Source organism: Micromonospora sp. NPDC023644 (assembly GCF_040640115.1).
GTDB lineage: Bacteria > Actinomycetota > Actinomycetes > Mycobacteriales > Micromonosporaceae > Micromonospora.
Window position 1 is genome coordinate 109,101 of sequence record NZ_JBFABA010000001.1, and the last position, 26,883, is coordinate 135,983.

Annotated in this window: 21 protein-coding genes; 16 read left to right on the plus strand and 5 right to left on the minus strand. The window is 75.3% G+C overall.

Annotation, left to right across the window (positions count from 1 at the left end; all coding sequences use genetic code 11):
- The first annotated feature begins 20 nt into the window (after positions 1–20).
- The 3 genes from mshB (at position 21) to AB0G08_RS00525 (ending at position 1,948) form a co-directional block, all read left to right on the plus strand.
- On the plus strand, positions 21–947 hold the full coding sequence (gene mshB, locus AB0G08_RS00515) for an N-acetyl-1-D-myo-inositol-2-amino-2-deoxy-alpha-D-glucopyranoside deacetylase (RefSeq protein WP_358081071.1): 927 nt from the start codon (positions 21–23) through the stop codon (positions 945–947).
- A gap of 17 nt (positions 948–964) precedes the next feature.
- Entirely contained in the window at positions 965–1,402 is a 438-nt protein-coding gene (locus AB0G08_RS00520) for a hypothetical protein (RefSeq protein ID WP_358081557.1), read from the plus strand.
- 78 nt (positions 1,403–1,480) lie between these two features.
- A complete protein-coding gene (locus AB0G08_RS00525) occupies positions 1,481–1,948 on the plus strand; it encodes a hypothetical protein (RefSeq protein ID WP_358081074.1) in 468 nt (155 codons plus the stop codon).
- Positions 1,949–1,970: 22 nt separating this feature from the next.
- On the opposite strand, the gene AB0G08_RS00530 is transcribed toward AB0G08_RS00525, so the two are convergent.
- Positions 1,971–2,930, minus strand: coding sequence for a GNAT family N-acetyltransferase (locus tag AB0G08_RS00530; RefSeq protein ID WP_358081076.1), 960 nt, complete (start codon positions 2,928–2,930; stop codon positions 1,971–1,973).
- A gap of 79 nt (positions 2,931–3,009) precedes the next feature.
- Between AB0G08_RS00530 and fdxA the strand changes: the two genes are divergently transcribed.
- From fdxA to AB0G08_RS00565, 7 genes are all read left to right on the plus strand, one after another.
- Complete coding sequence (gene fdxA, locus AB0G08_RS00535; RefSeq protein ID WP_091422126.1) at positions 3,010–3,336, plus strand: ferredoxin; 327 nt, start codon at positions 3,010–3,012, stop codon at positions 3,334–3,336.
- Positions 3,333–4,439 (plus strand): succinyldiaminopimelate transaminase, encoded by a 1,107-nt coding sequence (dapC, locus tag AB0G08_RS00540; protein WP_358081560.1) that lies wholly within the window; start codon positions 3,333–3,335, stop codon positions 4,437–4,439. Before fdxA ends, dapC begins: the two co-directional genes overlap by 4 nt.
- A gap of 169 nt (positions 4,440–4,608) precedes the next feature.
- The gene (locus tag AB0G08_RS00545; RefSeq protein WP_358081079.1) at positions 4,609–5,589 is read left to right on the plus strand and encodes a prephenate dehydratase domain-containing protein; all 981 of its coding nucleotides are present in this window, start codon (positions 4,609–4,611) and stop codon (positions 5,587–5,589) included.
- A gap of 1 nt (position 5,590) precedes the next feature.
- Positions 5,591–6,202 (plus strand): hypothetical protein, encoded by a 612-nt coding sequence (locus AB0G08_RS00550; RefSeq protein WP_358081082.1) that lies wholly within the window; start codon positions 5,591–5,593, stop codon positions 6,200–6,202.
- A complete protein-coding gene (locus tag AB0G08_RS00555; protein WP_358081084.1) occupies positions 6,202–7,227 on the plus strand; it encodes a prephenate dehydrogenase/arogenate dehydrogenase family protein in 1,026 nt (341 codons plus the stop codon). The genes AB0G08_RS00550 and AB0G08_RS00555 overlap by 1 nt, the downstream gene beginning before the upstream one ends.
- A 99-nt stretch (positions 7,228–7,326) precedes the next feature.
- Positions 7,327–7,971: an SIMPL domain-containing protein gene (locus AB0G08_RS00560; RefSeq protein WP_357874296.1), complete on the plus strand. Its 645-nt coding sequence runs from the start codon at positions 7,327–7,329 to the stop codon at positions 7,969–7,971.
- On the plus strand, positions 7,971–8,645 hold the full coding sequence (locus AB0G08_RS00565; RefSeq protein WP_358081087.1) for a nucleoside/nucleotide kinase family protein: 675 nt from the start codon (positions 7,971–7,973) through the stop codon (positions 8,643–8,645). Before AB0G08_RS00560 ends, AB0G08_RS00565 begins: the two co-directional genes overlap by 1 nt.
- 106 nt (positions 8,646–8,751) lie before the next feature.
- Here the strand turns inward: AB0G08_RS00565 and AB0G08_RS00570 are convergent, their stop codons facing one another.
- Together AB0G08_RS00570 and AB0G08_RS00575 are read right to left on the minus strand one after the other, a co-directional pair.
- Positions 8,752–11,385, minus strand: a complete 2,634-nt coding sequence (locus AB0G08_RS00570; RefSeq protein WP_358081090.1) for a hypothetical protein — start codon at positions 11,383–11,385, stop codon at positions 8,752–8,754.
- A gap of 102 nt (positions 11,386–11,487) precedes the next feature.
- Complete coding sequence (locus AB0G08_RS00575; protein WP_358081092.1) at positions 11,488–12,045, minus strand: sugar O-acetyltransferase; 558 nt, start codon at positions 12,043–12,045, stop codon at positions 11,488–11,490.
- A 98-nt stretch (positions 12,046–12,143) separates the two neighbouring features.
- Between AB0G08_RS00575 and AB0G08_RS00580 the strand changes: the two genes are divergently transcribed.
- Entirely contained in the window at positions 12,144–15,515 is a 3,372-nt protein-coding gene (locus AB0G08_RS00580) for a S8 family serine peptidase (RefSeq protein WP_358081095.1), read from the plus strand.
- A 51-nt stretch (positions 15,516–15,566) separates the two neighbouring features.
- On the opposite strand, the gene dapD is transcribed toward AB0G08_RS00580, so the two are convergent.
- The gene (gene dapD / locus AB0G08_RS00585; protein WP_358081098.1) at positions 15,567–16,523 is read right to left on the minus strand and encodes a 2,3,4,5-tetrahydropyridine-2,6-dicarboxylate N-succinyltransferase; all 957 of its coding nucleotides are present in this window, start codon (positions 16,521–16,523) and stop codon (positions 15,567–15,569) included.
- A gap of 111 nt (positions 16,524–16,634) precedes the next feature.
- Here dapD and dapE point away from each other — a divergent pair, with 111 nt between their 5' ends.
- Positions 16,635–17,708: a succinyl-diaminopimelate desuccinylase gene (gene dapE / locus AB0G08_RS00590; RefSeq protein WP_358081101.1), complete on the plus strand. Its 1,074-nt coding sequence runs from the start codon at positions 16,635–16,637 to the stop codon at positions 17,706–17,708.
- A gap of 85 nt (positions 17,709–17,793) precedes the next feature.
- On the opposite strand, the gene AB0G08_RS00595 is transcribed toward dapE, so the two are convergent.
- Positions 17,794–17,955 carry a hypothetical protein gene (locus tag AB0G08_RS00595; RefSeq protein ID WP_358081104.1) on the minus strand — a complete coding sequence of 54 codons (162 nt, stop codon included), beginning with the start codon at positions 17,953–17,955 and terminating at the stop codon, positions 17,794–17,796.
- A gap of 181 nt (positions 17,956–18,136) precedes the next feature.
- Between AB0G08_RS00595 and AB0G08_RS00600 the strand changes: the two genes are divergently transcribed.
- The 4 genes from AB0G08_RS00600 to AB0G08_RS00615 all read left to right on the plus strand — a co-directional run bounded on the left by AB0G08_RS00600 (position 18,137) and on the right by AB0G08_RS00615 (position 26,718).
- Positions 18,137–18,997: a TIGR00730 family Rossman fold protein gene (locus AB0G08_RS00600; protein WP_358081107.1), complete on the plus strand. Its 861-nt coding sequence runs from the start codon at positions 18,137–18,139 to the stop codon at positions 18,995–18,997.
- 1 nt (position 18,998) lies between these two features.
- Entirely contained in the window at positions 18,999–19,544 is a 546-nt protein-coding gene (locus AB0G08_RS00605; RefSeq protein ID WP_358081110.1) for a TIGR00730 family Rossman fold protein, read from the plus strand.
- 176 nt (positions 19,545–19,720) lie between these two features.
- Positions 19,721–23,281, plus strand: a complete 3,561-nt coding sequence (locus AB0G08_RS00610; RefSeq protein ID WP_358081112.1) for an ATP-dependent DNA helicase — start codon at positions 19,721–19,723, stop codon at positions 23,279–23,281.
- A 50-nt stretch (positions 23,282–23,331) separates the two neighbouring features.
- Entirely contained in the window at positions 23,332–26,718 is a 3,387-nt protein-coding gene (locus AB0G08_RS00615; protein ID WP_358081115.1) for an ATP-dependent DNA helicase, read from the plus strand.
- Positions 26,719–26,883: the final 165 nt, after the last annotated feature.

Sequence of the window (26,883 nt, forward strand, 5' to 3'; positions counted from 1 at the left end):
GAGGGGAACCGCCGGATAGAGTGACCGGCGTGACGACGCTGCCTGACCGCCGCCTCCTGCTGGTCCACGCGCACCCCGACGACGAGTCCATCGGCACCGGCTCGACGATGGCGCACTACGCCGCCGCCGGCGCCCACGTCACCCTGGTGACCTGCACCCTCGGCGAGGAGGGCGAGATCCACGTGCCGGCGCTGGCCCAGCTCGCCGCGGCCGAGGCCGACCAGCTCGGCGGCTGGCGGATCGCCGAGCTGAACGCCGCCTGCGACGCGCTCGGCGTCACCGACCACCGCTTCCTCGGCGGCGCCGGCCGCTACCGCGACTCCGGCATGATGGGCCTCGCCACGAACGAGCACCCCCGCGCCTTCTGGCAGGCCGACCTCGACGAGGCCGCCGGGCACCTGTTGGAGATCATGCGGGAGGTACGCCCGCAGGTCATGGTCACGTACGACGACAACGGCTTCTACGGCCACCCGGACCACATCCAGGCGCACCGGGTGGCGATGCGCGCGCACGAGCTGGCCGGCGCGGAGGGCTTCGCCCCGGCGAAGGTCTACTGGACCGCGATGCCGCTCAGCGTGCTGGAGGCCGGCCTGACCCACTTCGCCGAGTCGACGGACAACCCCTTCGCCGGCATCCAGGACATCTCGGAACTGCCCTTCGGCACGCCGGACGCGCAGATCGCCGCCCGGATCGACGCCACCGACCAGCACGCCGCCAAGGAGGCGGCGATGCGCGCGCACGCCACCCAGATCCCCGACGCCTCCTGGCTCTACACGATCGCCGGCAACTTCGGCAGCGAGTTCATGGGCGTGGAGTACTACACCCTCGCGGTGGGGGAGCGGGGACCGGGCAGCGGCCCGTACGGCTGGGAGGACGACCTCTTCGCCGGGCTCGACGTCGCCGACGGCCCGGGCCGGTCCCCGGTCGCGGCGGCCGGCCTCCGGTGACCCTGCCCGTCGCGTCGATGTCGGCCGCCCCGGAGCAGATCGCCCCGCCACCGTCCGGACGGTCCCGGCGGCTGCTCGACCTCGCCCTGCGGGTGGCCGGCGGGCTGGTCGCCGTCCTCGCCGGGACGCTCACCGCGATCCTGGAGCTGCTGCTGGCCACGCTCCGGGTCGGCGGGCAGCTGATCGGCGTCTCGGTGCTCGTCGCCATCGGCGCGAACATCGCGCTGAGCTGGTTCGCGCACGAGGCCGTCGGCCGCCGGTGGGCGGTGGCGCTGCCCGCGACGCCGTGGTTCGTCCTGATGGCGGTCGCGGCGGTCCGCACCGCCGAGGGGGACCTGCTCGTCACCGGCGACAACTGGGTCGGCCTGGCGATGATCGTGGCCGGCGCGATGACCTTCGCGGTGATGGGTTTCCGGCAGATCCTGGCGCCGCCACCCGTCCGGTCGGAGGACTGACGACACACCGGTCGCGGTGGTAGACATTCCTGCCAGGAAGCCCGCCACCGGAGCGGGCGGTACGGCGGGAGGCGTGCGATGAGTGAGCGGTGGCGCGCGATCGGGGTTCTCGCGGTCGCGCTGTTCGCGGTCAACGTGGTCGCCCGGCTGGTCACCCGGTTCGGCTTCGATGGCGACGAGACAGCCGCCGCCGACCGGGTGTCGCTGGGGATGTTCGTGGTGATCGGGCTGGTCCTGGCCGCGGTCGCCTTCGTCTGGGGGAAGCGTCGGCCCGTCGCCGCCTGGGGGGCGGACCTGGCCGCCGCGATCGGGATCGCGCTGCTGCTGACGGTGCTGGTCGGGCCGCTGCTGGTCGGCGACAACCCGTTCGGCGGGGGCGCGGGCACCTTCTTCGCCCAGATCTGGCTCTACCTCGCGGCGGCCGGCGTCGGGGTGCTGCTCGGCTACCTGCTCCTCACGGCGCTCGGCCTGGACCACCGCTCGCAGTCGCTCAAGCGGTACGCCGAGCTGAGGGCCACCAAGCCCCGCCGCGTCGTCCGCCGCTGACCCGACCCCGCCGGACCGGGTTTCAGGCCGGCGCCGTGCGGGTGAGGTACGTGTGGTGGGTGGTGAAGCCGAGGCTGCGGTAGAGGGCCACGGCCGGCGTGTTGCGCTGCTCGACCTGGAGGAAGGCGTGCGAGGCGCCGGTCGCCGCGCCCCAGTCGGCGAGCGCCCGGATGATCCGGCCCGCCAGGCCCTGCCGCCTCGCCTCGGGCAGCACCTCGACCAGGCTGAGCCCGAGCCAGCGCCCCTGCCCGGTGACCGTGCCCCGGCCGATGGCGAGCAGGGTGCCGCCGGCGTACACGTGGGCGAAGCGGACCTGGTCCACGGCGGTGAGCACGTGCCGGGCGGCGTCCGGCAGGCCGCCCTTGCGGCCGGCGGCGACGGCGAGCCAGTCGTCCGACGGGCCGGCGGCCAGCTCGACCGGCGGTGCTCCGGCGGGCTCCGGCGCGGCCGGCGGCAGCCCCGCCAGCGGCACGGTCTGCACCAGCACGGGCGGCCGGCCGCCCCAGCCACGGGCGTCCAGCTCCGCGCCGACCGGGGCGGCGAGCGGCAGCGGGGTGTTGACCATCGGCGGCTGGCCGAGGTCGGCGTACCAGCGCTCCACCGCGTCGAGGGCGGCGGGCAGGGGCCGGTCCGGGTCGCCCACGGGCAGCGCCGAGTTGGCCCGGCCGGTCCAGCCGTCGGCGGCGCGCAGCCGCCAGTCGCCGAGCCGCCCCTGGACGGCGGCGGGCCAGGCCTCGTCGGCGGCCAGTTCCAGCTCGACCACCGCCGCGGCGGTGGGCCGGCGCGTCGGCGGCACCCGCTTGGCCCGGTGCACCTCGGCCATCGGGACCCGGAGCCGGCCCTGCGCGGTGGCGAGTGTGAGATGGGTATCGCTCAGCTCGACCAGTTCGCCGAGGGCGTCCGAGAAGAGCGGCCGACCTTCGCGAATCCCCACGATTCGGCGGACCACGATCCGGTGTCCCACATCCTGCTGTCGGAGCACGATCGACCCCCTCCCCGGCGAGATACTAGGCTCTTACCGTCGCGGGTGATCGCGGCGTGTCTTGCGGAGGAGAAGACCGGTGACCTACATCATCGCCGAACCGTGCGTGGATGTGCTCGACAAGGCTTGCATCGAGGAATGCCCGGTCGACTGCATTTACGAGGGCAACCGGATGCTCTACATCCACCCCGACGAGTGCGTCGACTGCGGTGCGTGTGAGCCGGTCTGCCCCGTCGAGGCGATCTTCTACGAGGACGACGTCCCGGAGCAGTGGAAGGACTACACCGGCGCCAACTACGAGTTCTTCGAGGAGCTGGGTTCGCCCGGTGGCGCCTCGAAGATCGGCAAGGTGGAGAAGGACGCGACCTTCGTCGCCGCGCAGCCGCCGCGCGGCGAGGGCCACTGAACCGGCCCGCGCCGGTCTCGTCACGGCTGCCGGAGTTCACCTGGGACACCCTGGGCGCCGCGGCCGCACTGGCCGCGGCGCATCCCGAGGGCATGATCAACCTCTCCATGGGTACGCCGGTCGACCCGGTGCCCGAGGTGATCCGGCAGGCGCTGGCCGACGCGTCGAACGCGCCGGGCTACCCGCTGACCGCCGGCACCCCGGTGCTGCGCGAGGCGATCACGGCCTGGGTGGCACGGGCCTGCGGCACCGGCGTCGACGGCTTCGGCGTGCTGCCGACGATCGGCTCCAAGGAGCTGGTCGGCTGGCTGCCGACGCTGCTCGGGATCGGGCCCGGCGACGTCGTCGTGGTGCCGTCGATCGCCTACCCGACCTACGAGGACGGGGCCCGGCTCGCCGGCGCCACGGTGGTGCGCGCCGACTCGCTGACCGCCGTCGGCCCCACCTCCCGCGTGCGCCTGGTCTGGGTCAACTCGCCGGGCAACCCGACGGGCCGGGTGCTGCCGGCGGCACACCTGCGCAAGGTGGTCGACTGGGCCCGGGAGCGCGGCGCGGTGGTCGCCAGCGACGAGTGCTACCTGCCGCTGGGCTGGTCCGCCGAACCCGTCTCGGTGCTCTCGCCCGAGGTCTGCGGCGGCTCGTACGACGGCGTGCTGGCCGTGCACTCGCTCTCCAAGCGGTCCAACCTGGCCGGCTACCGGGCGGGATTTGTGGCGGGCGACCCGGCGCTGGTGGCGGAGCTGCTCAAGGTCCGCAAGCACGCCGGGATGATCGTGCCGGCGCCGGTGCAGGCGGCGATGGTGGCCGCGCTGCGCGACGAGCGGCACGCCGACGAGCAACGGGAGCGCTACCGCGCCCGGCGGGACGCCCTGCACGCCGCGTTCACCGGCGCCGGCTTCACCGTCGAGCACTCGGAGGCCGGGCTCTACCTCTGGCTGACCCGGGGCGAGGACTGCTGGGAGACGGTCGACTGGCTGGCCCGGCGGGGCATCCTGGCCGCGGCGGGCGTCTTCTACGGCCCGGGTGGCCGGCAGCACGTCCGGGTGGCGCTGACCGAGTCCGACGAGCACGTGGCGGCGGTCGCCGGCCGGCTGAGCGCCTGAGCGACCGCCGAGCGGGCGACTGTCGTGCCGGCCGGCGTACCGATGCGCTCCGATTGATCGGGGGCCGCCGATCCGGCCCTCGGGCGATAGTCTGCACCCGCGGGCGTGCGCAGGGCCGGTCCCGTGCGCGACCGTGCCGGCCGGCGGGTCGAGGCATGGGGAGTGGGCGGTGGACGATGGCGCTGAGCGGAGCCCCGGTGGGCGGCCGGTGATCGGGTTCCTCGGGCCCGAGGGCACCTTCACCCACCAGGGGGCGCGACTCCTGCACGGAACGACCGCCGACCTGCGGGCCGACGAAAGCATTCCGGCCGTGGTCGCCGGGGTGGCCGAGGGCCGCTACGACTTCGGCGTCGTCCCCATCGAGAACACGGTCGAGGGCATCGTGACGGCGAGCCTGGACGGGATCGTCTTCCGCGCCGACCCGGTGCTGATCATGCGTGAGGCGTCCGTCCGCATCACCTTCGACGCGTACGTCTCGGCCGCGGCCGACTCCCCGCCCACGGCGATCGGCAGTCACCCGCACGGGCTCGCCCAGTGCGCGCGCTACGTCAGGCGGTCCGGCCTGCCGGTCGAGCACTTCCCGAGCACCGCCGCCGCGGTCCGGGTCGCCGCTGAGCGACCGGGGCTGGTCGCCATCGGCGCCCCCGGCCTCGACGAGGCGTACCCGGTGCGGGTCCTCGACCGCGCGGTCGAGGACCACCCCGGGGCGTACACCCGCTTCGTCTGCCTCGGTCTGGCCGGCGGGCCGGAGCCGCCGGTCGCGCAGGCCGCCGGGCTGACCTGGAAGACGACCGTCGCGCTGACCCCGGGCTGGTCCCGCCCGGGAGTGCTCGCCGAGCTCTGCACGCAGTTCGCCGACCGGGGAATCGACATCGTCTCGTTGGCTTCCCGGCCGCTGCCCGGCTTCGCCGGACGGTACGTCTTCGTCGTCACGGTCGACCACGACCGCCGCTCGGCCGGCCTCGCCCGGGCGATCCGGAGCCTCATGCACCAGGGCATCCGGGTGAAGCACCTGGGCAGCTACCTCTCCGACCACGCCACCGCCGGCGTGGACGCCCGCCGGGCGCTGGTGCCGCCGCCGGGCAGCCTCGGGCTGGCCCACCTCGACCAGATCACGCAGGTCTTCCCCGGCAGCGTGCGGGCGGTCTGACGTGCGCTACCTCCACCCCCTGCTGCGGGACCGCAACATCGACGGGGTACGGCAGGCGTCCCTGGCCACAGCCGCCGTGATCTTCGGCGTGCTCAACGTGGTCGTCCTGCAGAACGCCGACCTGCGGGACGTGCGGACCAAGGCGGCCACCGTGCTGCTCTCGGCGCTCAGCCTCGCCCTCCTCGCCGGCCTGATGCAGAGGCTGTTCCTGCTGATCTGGGCACATCCGGTGCTCGGCGAGTGGATCTACGAGTCGTCCTCGGGCAACTGGGGCCTGGCCCGCATCGACCTGCGCGGTGGCGAGTTGTCCTATTCAGTGCAGCTCTACCGGACGGAGCAGGACGCGCAGGCGGCGGTTCGGGGCGAGCCGGGCTTCGTCACCCGCTGCTTCGCCACGGTCTCCTCCGTCGGGGTGACGTACGAGAAGGGCCAGGTCGAGTTGATCTACAAGATCAGCGACGCACACGAGGACTACGCGACGCGCAGCGGCATGCTGACGCTCCGGCCGCTCCGCGCGGACGCGATGAAGGGGTACTGGAAAAGCGATATCCTCGGCGCCGAATCGAGTCGGGGTGTCCTCGACATGTACCGACCGAACCGCCGAGGTGCGTGATGGTGGACAGTCCCCGTGGGCGACCCCGGGTCGCCGTGGTGGGCACCGGCCTCATCGGCGGTTCGATCCTGCTCCGGCTGCACGAGGCGGGGCTGGACGTCGTCGGTTGGGACCCGGACCGGACCACCCGGGCGGCCGGGCGCGAACGCGGGGTGACCTTCCCCGAGGACCTGGGCGAGGCGGCCCGTGACCGCGACGTCGTGTTCCTCTGCGGCCCGCTGCCGAGCCTGCCGGAGACCCTGCTCACCGTCGCGAAACACGCCGGGGACGGCTGCGTCCTGACCGACGTGGGCAGCACGAAGGGTGCGGTGGCCGCCTTCGCCGTCGCCAACGGGTTGACCGACCGGTTCGTTCCGGGCCATCCGATGGCAGGCACAGAACGGTCCGGGCTCGCCGCCGCCGAGCCGGCGCTCTTTGAGGGGGCCGCGTGGGTGCTCTGCCCGGCGGCCGAGGGCATCCGGCCGTTCCGGATGCTGTCCGGCCTCATCGTGGACGTCTTTGCCGCCCGGGTGGTGCCGATGTCGCCGGCGGTGCACGACTCGGTGGTGGCGCTCTCGTCGCACATCCCCCACCTGCTCGCCGGCAGCCTCGCCGGCGCGGTGGCGGGGTCGGACGTCCGAGATGCCGTGCTGGGCCTCGCCGCAGGCAGCTTCCGCGACGGCACCCGGGTCGCCGGCACCCCGGCCAGGCGTACCGCCGACATGCTGTTCGACAACCGCGAGCAGGTGGTGCGACAGCTCGGCCAGGTCGGCGCGTTCCTCGACGGGCTGGCTTCCGCGTTGCGCGACCAGGACATCGACGCCCTGGTCGGTCTCTTCCAGCGGGCGCGGGACCTGCGCACCGCCCTTCTCGACCGTGACCTGCTCGCCCACCGGCGGGAGTTCCCCGCCGGCGGCGACCACCGCGCCGAGGTGGAATACCTGATGGAGCTGGGGGCCGCCGGCGGCTACCTCACCGGGTGCCGGGCCGATGGCGACCGGGTGGGCTACACCGGCCACCTCCCGGCGACGGCCGACGCGGCCTGAGCCCGGACAGGCCCGATGGGCACCGGGCCGCCGACCACACCGGTCGGCGGTGGTCCGGGACGGCGGGCGGACCGGTGGGAGCGCGGTTAGGGTGAGGGCATGGTGGACGGACCGGTGGTGGTGGTGCGCGGCGAGGCGTACCGGGAGGTCGCTCCGGAGATCGCCCGGTTCGCGGTGACCGCCAGGGCGCGCGACCGGGACCGGGAGGCCACGCTGACCCGGTTGGCCGAGCGGGCCGCCGCCGTCCGGGTGCTGCTCGACGGCGAGGGCCCCGGCATCGACCGGCGGGAGACCGGCGAGCTCCAGGTCAGGCCGGAGACCCGGCGCTCGGGTGAGCGGGTGGTGGCGTACAGCGGCAGCGTGACCACCACCGTGACGGTCAGCGACTTCACCGCCCTCGGCGAGCTGATGCTGCGCCTGGCCGACCAGGACCAGGTCGAGGTGGCCGGGCCGTGGTGGTCGCTGCGGCCGGGCAGCCCGGCCCATCGGGAGGCCCGGCACGCCGCGCTCGCCGACGCGCTGCTGCGCGCCCGCGAGTACGCGGAGGCGCTCGGCGCCCGGGTGACCGCCCTGATCGAGCTGGCCGACGCGGGCGCGGCGGAGCAGCCGATGATGAGCCGGATGGCGTACGCGATGGACGGCGCCGAGAGCAGCCCGCCGGAGCTGGAGCTCGACCCGCAGCCGCAGACCGTGCACGCCGCGGTGCAGGCGCGGTTCGCGATCAGCGAGCCGGTCCTCGGCTGATGGCCGGCGCCCGGGTCGTCGGGACCGACGAGCTGGTGGCACGGGCGCGGGCCCTCGCCGAGGCCGGCCCGCGGCAACTGCTCGGCATCGCCGGGCCGCCCGGCGCCGGGAAGTCGACGCTGGCGGAGCGGATCGTCGAGGCGGTCGGCCCGACGGCCCGGCTGGTGCCGATGGACGGCTTCCACCTCGCCCAGGCCGAGCTGCGCCGCCTGGGCCGGGCGGAGCGCAAGGGCGCCGTGGACACCTTCGACGCCAACGGCTACGTCTCGCTGCTGCGCCGTCTGCGCCGGCTGGAGCCGACGGCGGTCTACGCGCCGGCGTTCCGCCGGGACCTGGAGGAGCCGGTCGCGGGCTCGATCGAGGTGCCGCCGTCGGTGCGGCTGGTGGTCACCGAGGGCAACTACCTGCTGGTGGCCGCGACGCCGTGGGACGAGGTGCGGCAGCTGCTGCACGAGGCGTGGTTCCTCGACCTCGACGCCGAGCTGCGGCTGCGCCGGCTGACCGCCCGGCACGAGGCGTACGGGCGGTCGGCGGAACAGGCCCGGGCGTGGGCGACGGGCAGCGACGAGACCAACGCCACCCTGGTGGCCGGCACCGCGCACCGCGCCGACCTGGTCGTCCGACTAGCCGAGCCGCCCCCCGTCGAGCCCCACCGGCCGCCCGTCGAAGGCTGAGGCGGGCGGGGCGGCCGGCGAAGGCTGAGGCCGGCCGGCCGGCCGGACGTCGGCGGCGGAGGCGCACTGGTCGGGGCGTGGCGGCCGGCGGCCGGCGGGAGCCGGGTCAGTCGGGGCCGCGCCGGGGTGCCGGGACGCCCCGGTGCAGCAGCGACGCCACCCGCGAGCGTTCCCGGTGGAACTCGGGCGCCTCCGGGTAGCCGCTGTGGTTGCGGATCGGCGGGTCGGCCACCTCCCCGTCGCTGGGGTGCAGCGCCTCCGGGTCGCGTACGGGCACGTCCCGTTCGCCCGCCGTGACCGGCCAGCCGAGCGGGTCGGTGTCCCGCCAGAAGTTGGTCCAGCGGACCCGGCCACCGGGCGGGGTCAGCGCCTCGGCCAGCACCGGCAGCCGGTCCGGGCCGAAGTACCCGGGGAAGACCCGCCCGTAGAGCCGGGTCAGCTGGCAGCCGTACGACAGGAACCAGATCCGCCGCCGCGAGCGGGCGGGCAGCTGGAGGATCACCGCCGCGCAGATCACCGTGCCCTGGCTGTGTCCGGAGAGGATGATCCCGTCCACGCCCCGGGGGTCGTCTTCGGCGAGCGCCAGCAGCCCGGCGGTGCGGGTCTGCAACTCGGGTACGGCCCGCTCGGCGTAGCTGGGCGGGGCCAGCGGGTGCGCGGTCCGGGGCCAGAAGGTGCCCACGTCCCAGACCACGCCGACCGTGCGGCGGACGAGTTCGTTGCGGTAGACCAGCAGACCCACTGCGGCGATCAGCACCGGCAGCCAGCCGAGCAGCCGCCCGCCGACCTCGGAGACCCACTCGACCACCGCGGCGCCGCCGGTCGCGCGCGTGGGGTGCGGCGGGCTGTGGGAGAGCAGGGCGGCGCAGCCGAGCGTCGCCAGCACGGCCGACACGGCGGCGTAGCAGCCGACCAGCCGCACGGCGTGCTCGCCGACCAGCCGGTGCAGCGCCTGCCACGCGCTGACGTCGCGGCAGCGCCGCAGGTCGTGCGCGGAGAGCGGGCCGTCGGTCCCTGCCGTCGCCTCCGCGTACTCGTGCCGGCGGAGCCGGAGGTAGAGCAGACCGGTCCGGGCGACCGTGGCGGCGAGCGCGAGCAGGGCGACGGCGAAGACGAGGCCGGCCCACGGCACCGGAACCGGGGGCACCACGGGGGCGAGCCCGCCCGGTGCCGGGCCGCCGTCGAGCCGGTTGTTGACCCAGTAGAGCAGTCCGGCGCTGTAGGAGACGCAGAGCATCCAGCCGAAGCCGGCGATGACCGCCGGAGCCCGGCCGCCCCAGGCCAGGCCGGTGTGGGGCGCCGGGGGCTGTCGTTCGGTCGGCGACGGGACGCGCGGCAGCAGCAGGCCGGTGGCGGCCAGGGCGACGACCGGGACGACGACCATCCAGAACTCCAGCGTCGCGGGCGCGGGCGGCAGCCCGGGCAGCCAGCCGGTGAACCAGGCGAACCCGAGGGCGAGCAGCAGGGCGGCCGCCGCCGGCGCGGCCAGCGCCCACCGGCCGGACCGGGCCGCGGACCCGATCGCGATCAGCAGCAGCAACTGTCCCGTGCCCAGCCAGGCGATGATCCAGTCGAGGCCGGGCAGCGACCGGTCGGCCGCACAGGCCGGCGCGACGGGATGCCGGGCGCAGCCGGGCGCCGGGCGCAGGTCGGCCAGGGGGGTGCCGGCGGGGCCGTCGGGCAGCAGCAGGATCAGCACCGTCCCGACCAGCCCGGCACCGGTGAGCACGGCGACCGTGACGCTCCATCCGCCGAGCGGGGTGGCGCCCGCGCGGCGGGTCAGCCCGGGCCGCGCGAGCGCCACGACCGCGACCAGCACGACGGCGGCGAGCGCCGTCACGGTGGGCCAGGCGACGGCCGCGCGGCCGCCCTGGGGCGGGTCCACCGCGAGGACGGCACCCAGCGGTACGGCGGCGGCGACGACCACGCCGGTGCACAGGTGCAGCACGGCGCCCCTGTGTAACTGGCCCTCGCCGATCCAAAAGGTGCGGTCCTGCAACGGGTTGTCGGGCGGGCCGGGGGGCGGTTCGGGCGCGGCCGGGCCCGCCTCGGATCCTTCCCGCCCGCCCGCCGGGGCCCCCACCGGCTGCGGGGCGCTCGGCGGGGGAACGGGTTCGGCGGGCATCTGTGCCTCGTACTGGTAGGTCCGCCAGCTCACGAGCCCGAGCAGGGCCAGCACGCCGAGCGGCACGAGCAGGCCGACGGCCAACGACCTCGCGCCCTCGCTCCACCAGCCCCGCCCCAGGAACTCCCAGGGGCCGGGGATCCGGCGCAGGCAGTCGTCGTCGACGCACTGCCAGCCCACGAGGTCGACCCCGACGGCGGTGAGGGTGAGGGCGCAGGTGCCGGTGAGGCTCAGGCAGAACAGCCGGATCAGCCAGGCCGTGATCCCCGAGGCGCTGTTCCAGCGTTCGGTGCCGGGATCGGCCGGGACGGACGGCCGGGCGTGCAGCGCGACGTTGGCCAACGTGAACGGGAGCAGCAGCGTCCACAGTGCGCGCTCCACGTCCCGCGCGGTCCGCGCGCCGGAGGTCAGCCGCCCCCAGCTGTACGCCTCCACGACGACCGGCTCGGCCGGCTCGGCGACGGGGGAGCGGTAGAAGCCGGTGACCGGCCCACCCGCGACGAGCCACGGTGGGGGCGACGCGTCGGCCCCCGGTGCCGGGCGCAGGCCGAGGATCTGACCGGGGGGCGTGTTGGAGACCCCGTGCACGCGCAGCTCGAGCACCCGACCGAACATCTCTGCCTCCCGGTGACGACGTCACCACCCACAGTGTCGTGCGCCGGGGCCGACGCGCCAGTGTCGGGAGGGTGTTTATGCAGGTAGCGGGCTTGATGGGGGTCAGTCGAGCTGGCGTACGACCCGGGCCGGATTACCCACGGCGACGACGTTCGCCGACAGGTCCTTCGTCACCACGGCGCCCGCGCCGACGACGGTGTTCTCCCCGATGGTGACGCCGGCGAGCACGATGGCCCCGCCGCCGAGCCAGACGTTGTCGCCGATGGTGATCGGCTTGGCCGCCTCCCACTTGTCGCGGCGGGGCCCGGGCTCGACGGGGTGGGTGGGGGTCAGCAGCTGCACGTTCGGTCCGATCTGGACGTCGGCGCCGATGGTGATCGGGGCGACATCGAGGAGGACCGCGTTGAAGTTGACGAAGCTGCGCGGCCCGATCCGGACCTGCCAGCCGTAGTCGATGTAGAGCGGCGGTCGGACCCAGGCTCCCTCGCCCACCTCGCCGAGCAGGTCGCGCAGGGCCGCGAGCCGGGCCTCGGGCTCGTCGGCGGGGCTGGTGTTGAAGCGCTCCATCAGTCGCGTCGCCCGGTCGAGGTCGGCGGCGATCTCGGGATCGTCGGCGATGTAGGGCTCGCCGGCCAGCATGCGTTCCTTCATGGAGGTCATGGACCGATCATCTCCGAGGGACGGTGCGGTTCGTTGGCTGGTCCGTCATCTTCGCGACTTCATTTTGCATACCCGGTATGCAACCCTGATAACTGTCAATGCGTCTCTCCCTACAGGTAGTAACGCCCGACGAGGAGGATCCGTTGCAGCGAAGAAGAAAACTGTTCGGTCTCGGCCTGGTGCTCGGCGTGGTGCTAGGCACCCCCGGCATGGCCGTCGCCCAGGAGCCCGCCGCCCCGACCGTCCGTCCTGACGCGACCCCGCCGTCCCCGGCGGCAGGCGCCGGCAGCCGCCCGGCCACCGTCACCCTGCTCACCGGCGACCGGGTCACCCTCAGCGGCTCCCGGGCCAGCGTGCGACCCGCGCCCGGGCGCGAGGACGTCCGCTTCCTGACCCGACGGGAGCGGGGCCACCTCTCGGTCGTCCCCGAGGACGCCCTGGCACCGATCCGGGACGGGCGGATCGACCGGCGGCTGTTCGACGTCACCGAACTGGTCGCCGCCGGCTACGACGACGCCCGGCGCGACGACCTGCCCCTGCTGATCACCGGCGGCACTGGCGCGGCCCGGCGCTCCGCCGTGCCCGGCGGGGTGACGGTCACCCGCGAGCTGCCCGCCGTCGGTGGGCTCGCCGCCACGGCGAGCAAGCGGCGGGCCGCCGAGGTCTGGGCGGCGGTCACCGCCGCCGGCGCGAGGGTCGGCGCGGCAGGGGGTGCCGACCGGATCTGGCTCGACGGCCGGCGGCAGCTCACGCTGGACCGCAGCGTGCCGCAGATCGGCGCGCCGGAGGCGCACCGGGCCGGCTACACCGGCCGGGGCGTACGGGTCGCCGTGCTGGACACCGGGATCGACGCCACGCACCCGGACCTGGCCGGCCGGGTGGCGCAGGTGCGGAACTTCACCGAGGAGTCCGCGCCGGGCGACGTCGTCGGGCACGGCACCCACGTCGCCTCGACGATCGCCGGCAGCGGCGCCGCCTCGGGCGGCCGGATGCGGGGCGTCGCCCCGGACGCGACACTTCTCGACGGCAAGGTCTGCGAGACGTACGGCTGCCCCGAGTCGGCGATCCTCGCCGGCATGCAGTGGGCCGCGGTCGAGCAGCGGGCCCACGTGGTCAACCTCAGCCTCGGCGGCTTCGACACCCCGGAGGTCGACCCGCTGGAGGAGGCCGTCAACACGCTCACCGCGCAGACCGGCGCCCTCTTCGTCATCAGCGCCGGCAACTCCGGCCGGTTCGCGCCGGTCAGCTCCCCCAGCACCGCCGACGCCGCCCTCTCGGTGGGCGCCGTCGACCGGGACGACAGCCTCGCCGACTTCTCCAGCCGTGGTCCCCGCACCGGTGACGACGCGCTCAAGCCCGACGTCACCGCCCCCGGGGTGGGGATCGTGGCGGCGCGCAGCCGGGACGGGGTGATCGGCGAGCCGGCCGGGGACGGGTACGTGGCGATGTCGGGCACCTCGATGGCGGCCCCGCACGTCAGCGGCGCGGCGGCGCTGCTCGCCCAGAAGCACTCCGACTGGAAGGCCGACCGGCTCAAGGCCCTCCTGATGTCCTCGGCGAAGCCGCAGCCCGGGCTGACCGCGTACGAGCAGGGGGCCGGGCGGGTCGACCTGGCCGACGCGATCTGGCAGATGGTGACCAGCGACCCACCGAGCGTGTCGCTCGGGCGGGCACTCTGGCCGCACGGCGACGACACCCCGATCACCCGCACGGTGACCTGGCGCAACGACGGCGCGACCACGACCGACCTGGACCTGACCGTCGAGGCGACCGGTCCGGACGGCAAGCCGGCCCCGGCCGGCATGTTCACCCTCGGCGCGAGCCGGATCGCCGTGCCGGGCGGTGGCACGGCGAGTGCCACCGTCACCGCCGACACCCGGGTCGACGGCCCGGACGGCCACTACACCGGCCGGATCGTCGCCCGCTCCGACGGCGCGGTGGTGGCCACCACCCCGCTGGCGGTGCACCGGGAGGTGGAGAGCTACACGGTGACCGCCCGGCACCTGAACCGCGCCGGCGCGCTCGCCGGCGAGCACGGCACCACGCTGGTCTCCCTGGACGAGCTGAACCCGTACGACCTGTACGACGCGGACGGCACCGCCGAGCTGCGGGTCCCCAAGGGCCGGTACGGGCTGGTCAGCTACGTGTTCGACGTGGACGGCGGGGAGTTCATCGCGGCCACCCAGCTCGTCCAGCCGGAGCTGGTGGTCAGCGGGGACACGCGGATCACCCTCGACGCCCGACGGGGCAAGCCGATCAGGATGAGCGTCCCGCAGCGCTCGGCCACCCCGGCGCTCGTCGTCACCGAGGCGAGCTTCCTCGCCGAGGCGGGCAGCTACACCTTCGGCCTGCTGGACTCCGACTTCGACGGCCTCTTCACCGGCGGGCTCGGGCAACCGGTGCCCGGGCAACGGTTCGTCGCCGCGATCAGCAGCCAGTGGGCCGACCTGGAAGCGGCGAGCAGCCCCTACCTCTACGCCCTCAGCGAGGCCGTGCCGGGCCGGATGCCGACCGGCTTCGTCCGGCACTACCGCGCGAAGGACCTGGCCACCGTCACCCATCGGTTCAACGGCGGCAGCCCGGGGCTGGTCACCGATCGCCTGGTCTTCGCGCACCGGGATCCCGACCTCGGCGGCTGGGCGGTCGGCCTGCCCACCGCCACGCCGGGACAGCGCGTCGAGCGCTACAACACCCGGGGCGTGCGCTGGTCCTCCGAGCTGGACTTCGGGGTGCCGACCCCGGACGGCTGGAACGACACCAAGGCGATCCTGTTCTCCGAGGAGCGGAGCCTGCGGGCCGGCCGGCACTACCGGGAGAGCTGGAACAGCGCGCCGTACGGACCGTCGTTCCCGGCGGCCGGGATCACCCGCCAAGGCGACCGCATCGAGGTGAACCTGCCGCTGCACAGTGACGCCGAGGGGCACCCCGGCGGCTCGCTCGCCGACACCGCCCGCACCGCCCTCTACCGTGACGGGGTGCTGGTCGGGGAGAGCGAGGCGCCGGCGTACGGCGGGTTCGACGTGCCGCCGGGCGCGGCCGACTACCGGGTGGAGGTGCTGTCGAAGCGGAGCTTCACCGACCTCGCCACCGAGGTGGCGGCCACGTGGACGTTCCGGTCCCGGCACGTCGCCGGGGACGACCCGGCCGCCCTACCGGCGTCGGCGATCCGGTTCACGCCCCGGCTCGACCGGGACAACGCCGCCCCGGCGGGCCGGAGCTTCGTGATCCCGGTCCAGGTGCAGCGGCAGCCGGGCGCGCCCTCGGCCCGGGTCGCCGCGCTGACCGTCGACGTCTCCTATGACGGCGGCAAGACCTGGCAGCCGGCCCGGGTCCGCCCCGGCGGGGACGGCTGGACGGCCACCGTGCGGCACCCCGCCGGCACCGGGCACGTCTCGCTGCGGGCTACCGCCCGGGACACCGCCGGCAACACGGTCACCCAGCGCGTCATCCAGGCGTACCGCCTGCGCTGAGGCGTACCCCCGTCGGGTCCGCGGCCGACCGCGGACCCGGCGGGGCGACCGTCAGTCGTTGGCGTGCAGCGCGGCGTTCAGCTCGATGCCCCGGCCGGTGCGCGGCTTCGCCTCCAGCGCGCCGGTGACCGAGTTGCGCCAGAACAGCAGGCCGTCCACGCCGGACAGCTCGCGGGCCTTGACCACCCGGCCGTCCGGCAGGGTGACCTTCGAGCCGGCGGTGACGTAGCAGCCCGCCTCCACCACGCAGTCGTCGCCGAGCGAGATGCCGATGCCGGCGTTCGCGCCGAGCAGGCTGCGCTCGCCGATGCGCACCTTCTCGGTGCCGCCGCCGGAGAGGGTGCCCATGATCGAGGCGCCGGCGCCGACGTCGGAGCCGTCGCCGACCACCACGCCCTGCACGATCCGTCCCTCGACCATCGAGGCGCCGAGCGTGCCGGCGTTGAAGTTGCAGAAGCCCTCGTGCATGACCGTGGTGCCGGCCGCCAGGTGCGCGCCGAGGCGCACCCGGTCCGCGTCGGCGATCCGCACGCCCGACGGCACCACGTAGTCGGTCATCCGGGGGAACTTGTCCACCCCGTACACGGCCAGGTGGCGGCCGGCGGCCCGCTCGATGACCCGCAGCTCGTCCACCCGCTCCGGGGGGCACGGCCCGGCGGAGGTCCAGGCCACGTTCGCCAGCTTGCCGAAGATGCCGTCGAGGTTGAGCTCGTTGGGCCGCACCAGGCGGTGGGAGAGCAGGTGCAGCCGCAGGTACGCGTCGGCGGCGTCCTTGATCGGTTCGTCCAGCGAGCCGATCACGGTAACCACCTGGACGGTACGCAGCCCGGGCAGCGCCCGGTCGCCGACCGCTCCCGGCGGCAGGTCCAGCACGTCCGCCTCGTCCTCGCCGGCGACCAGCGGCAGCTCGCCGAGGCCCAGCTTGCCGGTCGGGTACCAGGTGTCGAGCACCTGGTCGTCAGCGGTCACGGTGGCCAGGCCGATGCCCCAGGCGGATTCGGACGTCACTGATTCACCTCTCGTTCGTGCTGCGGGCCGGCGAGCCCTCCGCGCCCCACGCGGGCCGCACGGGAACGCTCGCTCCGCGCGCTCGCCAGAACTGACGGTACCGTGCGAACCATGGAGAACCCGCTGACCCCCGAGGTCCTGGCCGATCCGGTGGCGCTGACCCGTGCACTGGTCGACATGGAGTCCGTGTCCCTCAACGAGAAGGCGATCGCCGACTGCGTGGAGGAGGTGCTGCGGGGCGTACCGCACCTGACCACGTACCGGTATGGCAACACGGTGATGGCGCGGACCGACCTGGGCCGTGACCAGCGGGTGGTGCTCGCCGGTCACCTGGACACGGTGCCGCTGAACAACAACTTCCCGTCGACCATGCGCGGCGACCTGATGTACGGCTGCGGCACCTCGGACATGAAGTCCGGGGTGGCGTACGCGCTGCACCTCGCGGTGAGCCTGCCCGACCCGCGCTACGACGTGACGTACTTCTTCTACGAGGCGGAGGAGATCGAGTCGAAGTACAACGGCCTCTTCCTGGTCGCCGAGGCGCACCCGGAGTGGCTGGAGGCGGACTTCGCGGTGCTGCTGGAGCCGACGTACGGCATCGTCGAGGCCGGGTGCCAGGGCACCATGCGTTCGGTCGTCACCACCACCGGCGTACGCGCCCACTCGGCCCGCTCCTGGCACGGCGTGAACGCGATCCACGCGGCCGGCGAGGTGCTCGACCGGCTGGCCAACTACGAGGCGCGCCGGGTCACCATCGACGGCTGCGACTACCGGGAGGGCATGAACGCGGTCCGCATCCACGGCGGCGTGGCCGGCAACGTGGTGCCCGACCGGTGTGAGGTGGAGGTCAACTACCGGTTCGCGCCGGACCGGACCCCGGCCGAGGCCGAGGCGCACCTGCGCGAGGTCTTCGCCGGCTTCGACGTGCGGATCACGGATTCGGCCGCCGGCGCCCCGCCCGGGCTGGAGGCGGCGCCCGCCCAGGAGTTCCTCGCGGCGGTCGGTGCCGCGCCGATCGGCAAGCTGGGCTGGACGGACGTGGCCCGGTTCGCCGCGATGGGCATCCCGGCGCTGAACTTCGGCCCCGGCGACCCCAACCTGGCCCACCACCCCGACGAGCACGTCGAGATCGCCAAGATCCGCGACGGCGCCGCCACCCTGCACCGCTGGCTCGCCTCCGCCTGACGCCCCGGGGGCGGGCGTCCCCGCATGGACGGAAGGTCCGCGTCGGATGACGCGGACCTTCCGTTCGCGGTGCTGTCGGTGCGGCTCAGACGGTGGTGGACGCGTCGGCGGTGGGCCGGGCGTCGGTCTGGCCGCCCTGGTCGGTGGACGGTTCCATCAGGCGGGCGCGGCGGCGCTCGGCCACCACGTCGCGGATGCGGCGCTGCATCTGCCGCCGGATCCGGATCATCTCGGTGTTGCTGATCACGCTGACTCCTCCCCCGAAGGCGCGCGCCGGGGCATACCCGGTATGTGAATAGTAAGACGTCCGTGCGACCGAATTAGTTGCCCAAGATCCGGAATTATTTTTCGCCCGTCGCCCGGCTCGTCGCCGGGCCGGGTCGCGGTGCCGCGCACCTGGCAGGTGCCACTCCACTACGGTTGCTCCCATGGGTCAGAGCAACGGGCGGGAGGCCGGCCGCGAGCCGGGACGGGAGCGGCACCGGGGGGCCGTGACACTGCGTCGGCAGGCGATCACGAGCAGCACCGCCGACCAGCGCCTGCTCGATTCGCGGGGGCGTGAGGACTGGAAGACCAAGGACGCCTGGCGGGCGCTGCGCATCCTCTCCGAGTTTGTCGAGGGCTTCGACACCCTCGCCGACCTGCCCTCGGCGGTCAGCGTGTTCGGTTCCGCCCGCAGCCGGCCGGAGAGCCCGGAGTGCCAGATGGCCGAGGCGCTGGGCGCGGCCCTGGCCCGGGCCGGCTACGCGGTGATCACCGGCGGTGGGCCGGGCGTGATGGAGGCGGCCAACCGTGGGGCCAGCGAGGCCGGCGGGCTGTCGGTGGGCCTCGGCATCGAGCTCCCCTTCGAGCAGGGGCTCAACGAGTGGGTCGACCTGGCCATCGACTTCCGTTACTTCTTCGCCCGCAAGACCATGTTCGTCAAGTACGCCCAGGCGTTCGTCGTGCTGCCCGGCGGGTTCGGCACCATGGACGAGCTCTTCGAGGCGCTGACCCTGGTGCAGACCGGCAAGGTCACCCGGTTCCCCGTGGTGCTGATGGGCGCGGCCTACTGGAGCGGCCTGCTGGACTGGCTGCGGGACACGATGGCAGCCGACGGCAAGATCGGCCCGGTCGACCTGGAGCTGATCTGCGTGACCGACGAGGTCGACGCGGCGGTCCGGCACATCGTGGAGGCCGAGGCCGCCCTCAACGTCGAGCAGGAGGCGGTCCGCGAGGAGGCCGTCGCCGTCACCGCCGCCGACCAGCAGGCCGCCGCCGAGGCGGGCGACGGGAACCGGGACCGCTGACGTGGCGGCGATCTGCGTGTTCTGCGCCTCCTCCCGTACGCTCGACCAGCGCTGGCTGGACCTCGCGGCCGAGACGGGCGCGGAGATCGCCCGGCGCGGGCACACCCTCGTCAGCGGCGGCGGGTGCGTCGGCATGATGGGTGCGCTGGCGGACGGGGCGCGGGCCGCCGGTGGCCGGACGGTCGGCGTGATCCCGCAGTCGCTGGTCGACCTGGAGGTCGCCGACCTGGCGTCGGACGAGTTGCTCGTCACCGACTCGATGGCCAGCCGCAAGACCCTCATGATCGACAAGTCGGACGCGTTCCTCACCCTGCCGGGCGGGCTCGGCACCCTCGACGAGCTGTTCGAGGTCTGGACGACCGCCACCCTGGCCCTGCACACGAAGCCCATGGTGCTGGTGGACACCGACGGCTTCTACCGCCCGGTGCTCGACTGGCTGGGCGCCCTGGCCGACCAGACCTTCCTCAAGCCCGCCGGCCTGGGCCTGCTCACCGTGACCGACACGGTCCCCGCCGCCCTGGACACCCTCGAACTCCACCTGACCTGACCCCCCACCCCCACCCCCCACCCTCCGCGTCGATCATGAGGTTGGCGGGGACGAAAGGGGCGAACCGCGCGGCCAACCTCATGATCGACGCCGGCTCCATCCGGGAGGGTGCGCCCGGGGGTGCGCGGGCGGGGTGGCGGGCTGGAGGTGTCGTACCGGCGTGGTGGGATGGACGGATGCAGGCGTACCGGCTGGTGCGCCGGCCTGCCGAGGCGGTCCGGGGGGACCACCGGCCCGGCGGGCCGGCCCGGGGGGACGGTCGGTCCGAGGGGCCGGTCGAGGGTGAACGGCGGTCCGAGGGGCCGGCCGGCGGGGCCGCGCGGCGTGGGGCGGCGCGGCTGACCGATCCGCGCCAGGCAGAAATCGTGGCGCACACCGACGGGCCGATGCTGGTGCTCGGCGGCCCCGGCACGGGCAAGACCGGCACGCTGGTCGAGGCCGTCGCCGCGCGGGTGGCCGAGGGCGTCGACCCGGAGCGGATCCTGGTGCTCACCTTCGGCCGCCGGGGCGCCACCGCGCTGCGCCAGCGGATCGAGGCCCGCGTCGCCGAGGACGGGCACCGCGTGTTGCGCGAGCCGCTGGTGCGCACCCTTCCGGCGTACGCCTTCGGGCTGCTGCGCCGGGCCGCGGCCGAGCGCGGCGAGCCGTCTCCCCGGCTGCTCACCGGTCCGGAGCAGGATCTGATCATCCGTGAGCTGCTCGACGTGGTCGGCGAGGAACCCGACGACGACCCGGTCGGCTGGCCGGAGGACCTGCGCCCGGCGCTGCGCACCCGGGCCTTCGCCGCGCAGCTGCGCGACCTGCTGATGCGCGCCGCCGAGCGGGGCGTCGGCCCGGTCGAGCTGGCCCGGCTGGGCGAGAAGCTCGGCCGCGCCGACTGGCCCGCCGCCGCGCGCTTCCTGCGGGAGTACGTGGCCGTGCTCGCCCTGCGCGACGTCAGCAACCGCGGCTCCGTCGCGTACGACCCGGCCGAGCTGGTCCGGGCCGCCACCGGGATGCTGCTCGACGACCCCGAGCTGCTCGCGGCCGAGCGCCGGCGGCTGGCGTACGTCTACGTCGACGAGCTGGCCGACACCGACCCGGCCCAGCAGGACCTGCTCGCCACGGTGGCCGGGGGCGGCAAGCCCCTGGTGGCGTTCGCCGACCCGGATTCCTCCACGTACGCGTTCCGTGGCGCGGACCCGGCGGGGGTGGCGACGTTCCCGCACCGCTTCCGCACCGCCTCGGGGGCGCCCGCGGCACAGGTGGTGCTCACCACCTCCTACCGGGCAGGTGCCCGGCTGCTGGCCGCGTCCGGCCGGCTGGCGCGGCGACTGCGTGGCCCGGCGGCGCACCGCCGGCTGCACCCGCTGCCCGACGCGCCGCCCGGCTCGGTCGAGGTGCACACCTTCCGCTCGGCCACCAGCGAGGCGGCCTGGCTGGCGCACGCGCTGCGCGAGGCGCACCTGCTCGGCGGCGTGCCCTGGTCGGAGATGGCCGTGCTGGTGCGCTCCACCGGGCGACAGCTGCCGTCGCTGCAACGCGCCCTGCACGCCGCCGGGGTGCCCACCGTCGTGCACGGCGAGGACCTGCCGCTGCACCTGCAACCGGCGGTCGCGCCGCTGCTGCTCCTGCTGCGCTGCGCCCTGGAGCCCGAGCGGCTCGACGAGGAGGCCGCCGTAGCCCTGCTGCACTCGCCGCTCGGCGGCGCCGATCCGCTGGCGGAGCGGCGGCTGCGGCAGGGGCTGCGCGCCCTGGCGCTGGCCGGCGGCGACCGCCGGCCCTCCGGCGAGCTGATCGTGGAGGCGCTGCGCGACCCGGCGGAGCTGGCCGGGATCGAGCGGCACTGGGCGGAGCCGGCGCAGACGGTTGCCGGCCTGCTGGCCGTCGCCCGGGAGGCCGCCGCGCGGCCCGGCGCCACGGCGGAGGACGTGCTCTGGGCGGTCTGGCGGGCCAGCGGGCTCGCCGAGCTGTGGTCGGCGGCGACCGGCCGTGGTCAGACGGTGGCCGGCGAGGGCGACGTCGCGCGCCGCCGCCGCGCCGAGGCCGCCGACCGCGACCTCGACGCCGTCATGGTGCTCTTCGACGCGGCGGCCCGGTTCACCGACCGGCTGCCCGGCGCACGCACGGAGGTCTTCCTCGACCACGTGCTCGGCCAGGACCTGCCGGCCGACACCCTCGCCCCGACCGCCGACCGGGGGGAGGCGGTGCGCCTGCTCACCGCCCACGCCGCGAAGGGGCTGGAGTGGGATCTGGTGGCGGTCGCCGGGGTCCAGGAGGGCGTCTGGCCCGACCTGCGGCTGCGGGGCAGCCTGCTCGGCTCGGAGCGCCTGGTCGACGTGCTCGCCGGCCGGACGGCCGGCACGGGCGCGGTGGCCGCCCTGGTCGGGCAGACCTCGGCGCTGCTCGACGAGGAGCGCCGGCTGTTCCACGTCGCGGTCACCCGGGCCCGGCGGCGGTTGCTGGTCAGCGCGGTCGCCTCCGCCGCCGTGGGCGGCGACGACCACGAGGAGCAGCCGAGCCGCTTCCTCTACGAGCTGGGCCCGACCGACCCGCCCACCCCGGGCGACGGCCCACCGCCCTCGGGCGGCGGCCCTGCGTCCTCGGGCGGCGGCCCTGCGTCCTCGGGCGGCGGCCCTGCGTCCTCGGGCGGCGGCCCTCCGCCCCCGGACGGCGGCCCTGCGATCTCAGGCGACGGCGGTCCCGCCGGAGCCGAGGAGGAACCGGACCGGCCGGGCGCGTTGCCGATGAGCCGGCCGCCCCGGGCGCTGACCCTGCCGGCGTTGGTGGCGGAGCTGCGTACCGCCGTCAGTGACCCGGCCGCGCCCTACGCCCGGCGGCAGGCAGCGGCTGCCGAGCTGGCCCGGCTCGCCGCCGCCGGGGTGGCCGGCGCGCACCCGGACGACTGGTGGGGGCTGCGGCAGCTCTCCGACGACCGCCCGCTGGTCGACGAGGGGGAGCCGGTCCGGGTCACCCCGTCGGCGATGGAGAGCGCGTTGCGGTGCAGCCTGCGCTGGCTGCTGGAGCGGCACGGCGGCAGCCCGCCGGCCAGCGCCGCCCAGGGGGTCGGCAACCTGGTGCACGCCGCCGCGATGCTCGCCGAGGACGCCAGCGCCGACCGGGGCGCCCTGCTGGACTACGTCGCCGCCCGGTTCGACGCGATCGAGCTGGCCGCCCGCTGGATGGTCGGGCCGGAGCACAGCCGCGCCGAGGCGATGGTGGACAAGCTGCTCCGCTGGTTGGCCGCGAACCCGCGTCGGCTGCTCGCCATCGAGCACGAGTTCGCGGTGCGCCTCGACGACCCGCACCGGCCGGTCGAGCTGGTCGGCCGGGTGGACCGGCTGGAGGTCGACGAGGACGGCCGGCTGGTCGTGATCGACCTGAAGACCGGCAAGTCCACCGCCGTCACGGCCCACGACCTCGCCGAGCACCCGCAGCTCGGCGCCTACCAGGCGGCGGTGGAGGCGGGAGCCTTCGCCGACTTCGGCGAGGAGTCCGGCGGGGCGGCCCTGGTGCAGCTCGGCACCGGCGCGAAGGACGCGCGGGAGCAGAGCCAGCCGCCGGCCGGGGAGGGCCCGGAGGCCGGCTGGGCGACCGCGCTGGTGCGGCGCACCGCCGATACGATGGCCGCCGCCACCTTCGCCGCGGTCGCCAACTCGAAGTGCCGGGTCTGCCCGGTGCGGACGAGCTGCCCGGTGTCCGGGCAGGGCCGGCAGGTGGTCGAGCCGCCGACCGCCCGCCGCCCGGAGCATCCGTGAGCGAGAGGAGTGAGCTTGCGAGCCCCGCAGTCGCGAACTGAGCTGGCACAGTGACGCAGCCCGCCCTGTTCAGCACCGCGACCCCCGCGCCCCGGGTCGCCGACGCCGGTCCCCGGTACACCCCGGTGGAGCTGGCGAAGCTGCTGCGGCTGCCCGCGCCGACCCGGGAACAGGCGGCGATCATCGCCGCCCCCGTGGAGCCGCTGCTGGTGGTGGCGGGCGCCGGGTCGGGCAAGACCGAGACGATGGCCGCCCGGGTGGTCTGGCTCGTCGCCAACTCGTACGTGCGGCCGGAGCAGGTGCTCGGGCTCACCTTCACCCGCAAGGCCGCCGGGGAGCTGGCGCACCGGGTGCGTACCCGGCTGGACCAGTTGGTGCGCCGGCTCGGGCGGCGGGGGCGCGACCCGCTCGACGACCCGCTGGCCGGGGAGCCGACCGTCTCCACCTACCACTCGTACGCCGGTCGGATCGTCACCGAGCACGGGCTGCGGGCCGGCTACGAGCCGTCCACCCGCCTGCTCACCGAGGCGTCCCGCTGGCAGCTGGTCGACCTGCTGGTGCGCAACTACGACGGCGACATGTCCGAGGTGGACCGGATGCCGAGCACGGTCACCGACGCGGTGCTGGCGCTCGCCGGGGAGCTGGACGAGCACCTGGTCGACCCGGACGCGCTGGCCGCCTGGACGGGCCGGTTCTTCGCCGAGGTGCAGGCGCGTCCCGGCCGGGTCTACGCCGACGTGCGGAAGGCGCTGCAACTCCAGCAGATCCGGCTGAAGCTGCTTCCGCTGGTGCGCGCGTACGCCCGGCGCAAGGAGGACTTCGAGGCGATGGACTTCGCCGACCAGCTCGCCCGGGCGGCCCGGGTGGCCCGGGACCACCCGGGGGTCGGCGCGATCGAGCGCGACCGCTTCCGGGTGGTGCTGCTGGACGAGTACCAGGACACCAGCCACGCCCAGGTGGTGCTGCTCAACGCGCTCTTCGGCGGCGGGCACCCGGTGACCGCGGTCGGCGACCCGTGCCAGTCGATCTACGGCTGGCGCGGGGCGAGCGCCGGCACCCTGGACCGCTTCCCCACGGAGTTCGCCCGCGCCGACGGCGCGCCGGCCGAGGTGCTCGGTCTCACCACGAGCTGGCGCAACCGGCCCGAGATCCTCGGCGTCGCCAACGCCCTGGCCACCCCGCTGCGGGCCGCCGGGGCGCGGGTGCCGGAGCTGCGCGCGGCGATGAGCGTCAAGGAGCCGGTCCCGCACCGCAGCGCCCGCGGCGCCGCCGGCGGCACCGTCCACTGCGCCCTGCTGCGGACGTACGCCGACGAGGCCGACTGGATCGCCGACAGCGTGCTGCACGCCTGGCGCGGCGCGGCGGGGATGCCCGGCGTGCTGCCCGAGCACATCCCGGTGCCGCTGCGGCCCACCACCGCCGTGCTCGTGCGGCTGCGCAGCCAGATCCCGGCGATCGAGTCGGCGCTGCGCGAGCGCGGCCTGCCGGTCGAGGTGGTCGGCCTGGGCGGCCTGCTGGACACCCCCGAGGTGCGCGACGTGGTGTGCACGCTGCGGGTGCTGGCCGATCCGACGGACGGGGCCGCGCTGCTGCGGCTGCTGACCGGCGCGCGGTGGCGGATCGGGCCCCGCGACCTGGTGGCCCTGCACCGCCGGGCGAAGGCCATCGCGGCGGCCCGGCGCAGGCTCGCCGACGACGGCACCCCGGAGATCAGCCCGGACCTGCTCGACGAGGCGACGCTGGTCGAGGCGCTGGCCGACCTGGGGCCGGCGCAGGCGTACTCGGCGGAGGGCTACGCGCGGCTGCGGGCGTACGCCCGGGAGCTGGGCCTGCTGCGCTACCGGCTGGACCAGTCCCTGCCGGAGCTGATCGCGGACATCGAGCGGACGATCGGCCTGGACGTGGAGGTGGCGGTGCGGGCCGGCCGGGACGGGGCCGGGGACGCCGGCCTGGCCCGGGGCCACCTGGACGCGCTCGGCGACGTCGCCGCCCGGTTCAGCGGCGAGACGCCGGGCGCCACCCTGTCGGGGTTCCTGGCCTACCTGGCCGCCGCCGAGGACGAGGAGCGCGGCCTCACCCCGGGCGAGGTGGAGGTGGTCGAGGGCGCGGTGCAGATCCTCACCGCGCACGCCGCGAAGGGCCTGGAGTGGGACGTGGTGGCGGTGGCCGGGCTGAGCCGGGGCGTCTGGCCGGGGCCGGTGCGCAACTCCGACCACTGGCTCGGCGGGCTCGGCGTGCTGCCGTTCCCGCTGCGCGGCGACGCCGACGGGCTGCCCGAGCTGGGCCTCGCCGAGGCCGAGGACCAGCGGGGGGTGGCCCGGGCGCTGGAGGACTTCACCGACGCCTGGCGGGCGCACGACGAGCGGGAGGAGCGCCGGCTGGCGTACGTGGCGGTGACCCGGCCCCGGCGGCTGCTGCTCTGCTCCGGCTACTGGTGGGGGGAGGGCACCAAACGGCCGCGCGGCCCGTCGGTGCTGCTGCGGGAGGTGCACGACGCCTGCCTGGACGCCGGCGCGGGGCACCTGGTCGACGAGTGGGCGCCGGAGCCGCCCGGCGACGCGGTCAACCCGACGACCGAGGTGGTGCTGCGCGCCGAGTGGCCGGCCGACCCGCTGGGCGCCCGCCGGCCGGCGCTGGCGGAGGCGGCCGCCCTGGTCCGCCGCTTCCTCGCCGACGACGACGGGGCCTCCGGCGAAAGCCCGGATCAGCCGGTCGACGATCCGGACGTGGCGCGGTGGCGGCGGGAGGCCGACCTGCTGCTCGCCGAGCGGGCCGAGCTGACCCGGCAGTCCGGTGCGGTCGAGGTGGCGCTGCCGGGCCAGCTGTCGGTGACCCAGCTGGTGGCGCTGCGCCGGGACCCGGCGGCGCTGGCCCGCGCGCTGCGCCGTCCGGTGCCCACCGAGCCCAATCCGTACGCCCGCCGGGGCACCGCCTTCCACACCTGGCTGGAGCAGCGGTTCGGCGCCGACCGGCTGCTCGACCTGGACGAGCTGCCGGGCGCGGCCGACGCGGACGCGGCGCCGGACGAGGCGCTGGCCGAGCTCCAGGAGCGCTTCCTGGCCAGCGAGTGGGCCGACCGGGTGCCGGTCGAGGTGGAGGTGCCCTTCGCCACAGTGATCGCTCAGGTCGTGGTGCGGGGGCGGATGGACGCCGTCTTCGCCCGGCCTGGCGGGCGGTTCGACGTAATCGACTGGAAGACCGGCCGGCAGCCCGCGGGCGCCGCCGCCGACGTGGCCGCCGTGCAGCTCGCGGTCTACCGACTGGCCTGGGCGGAGTTGGCCGGCGTGCCGGTGGAGCGGGTCGGCGCGGCGTTCCACTACGTGCGGGACGGGGTCACGGTCCGCCCGGCGGACCTGCTCGACGCGGACGGGCTGACCGCGCTGATCGCTTCCGTACCGGAAATTCCGGCAGACGGTGGTGCTGGGCCGAATCCGTGATAGGTTGGTCGCGTTGCAGTTATGGTTCCCAGAGACTCTGTGTGCGCCTGGAGGATTGTGGCCCAGGCGCTCTTTGTTGTGTCCGGAGTTCTCCGGGCGGGGCGACCAGAAGCGACAAGCGAGCCAGGCAGTTCCGCGTGGCGCGCTCCTCTTCGAGCCCGCAAC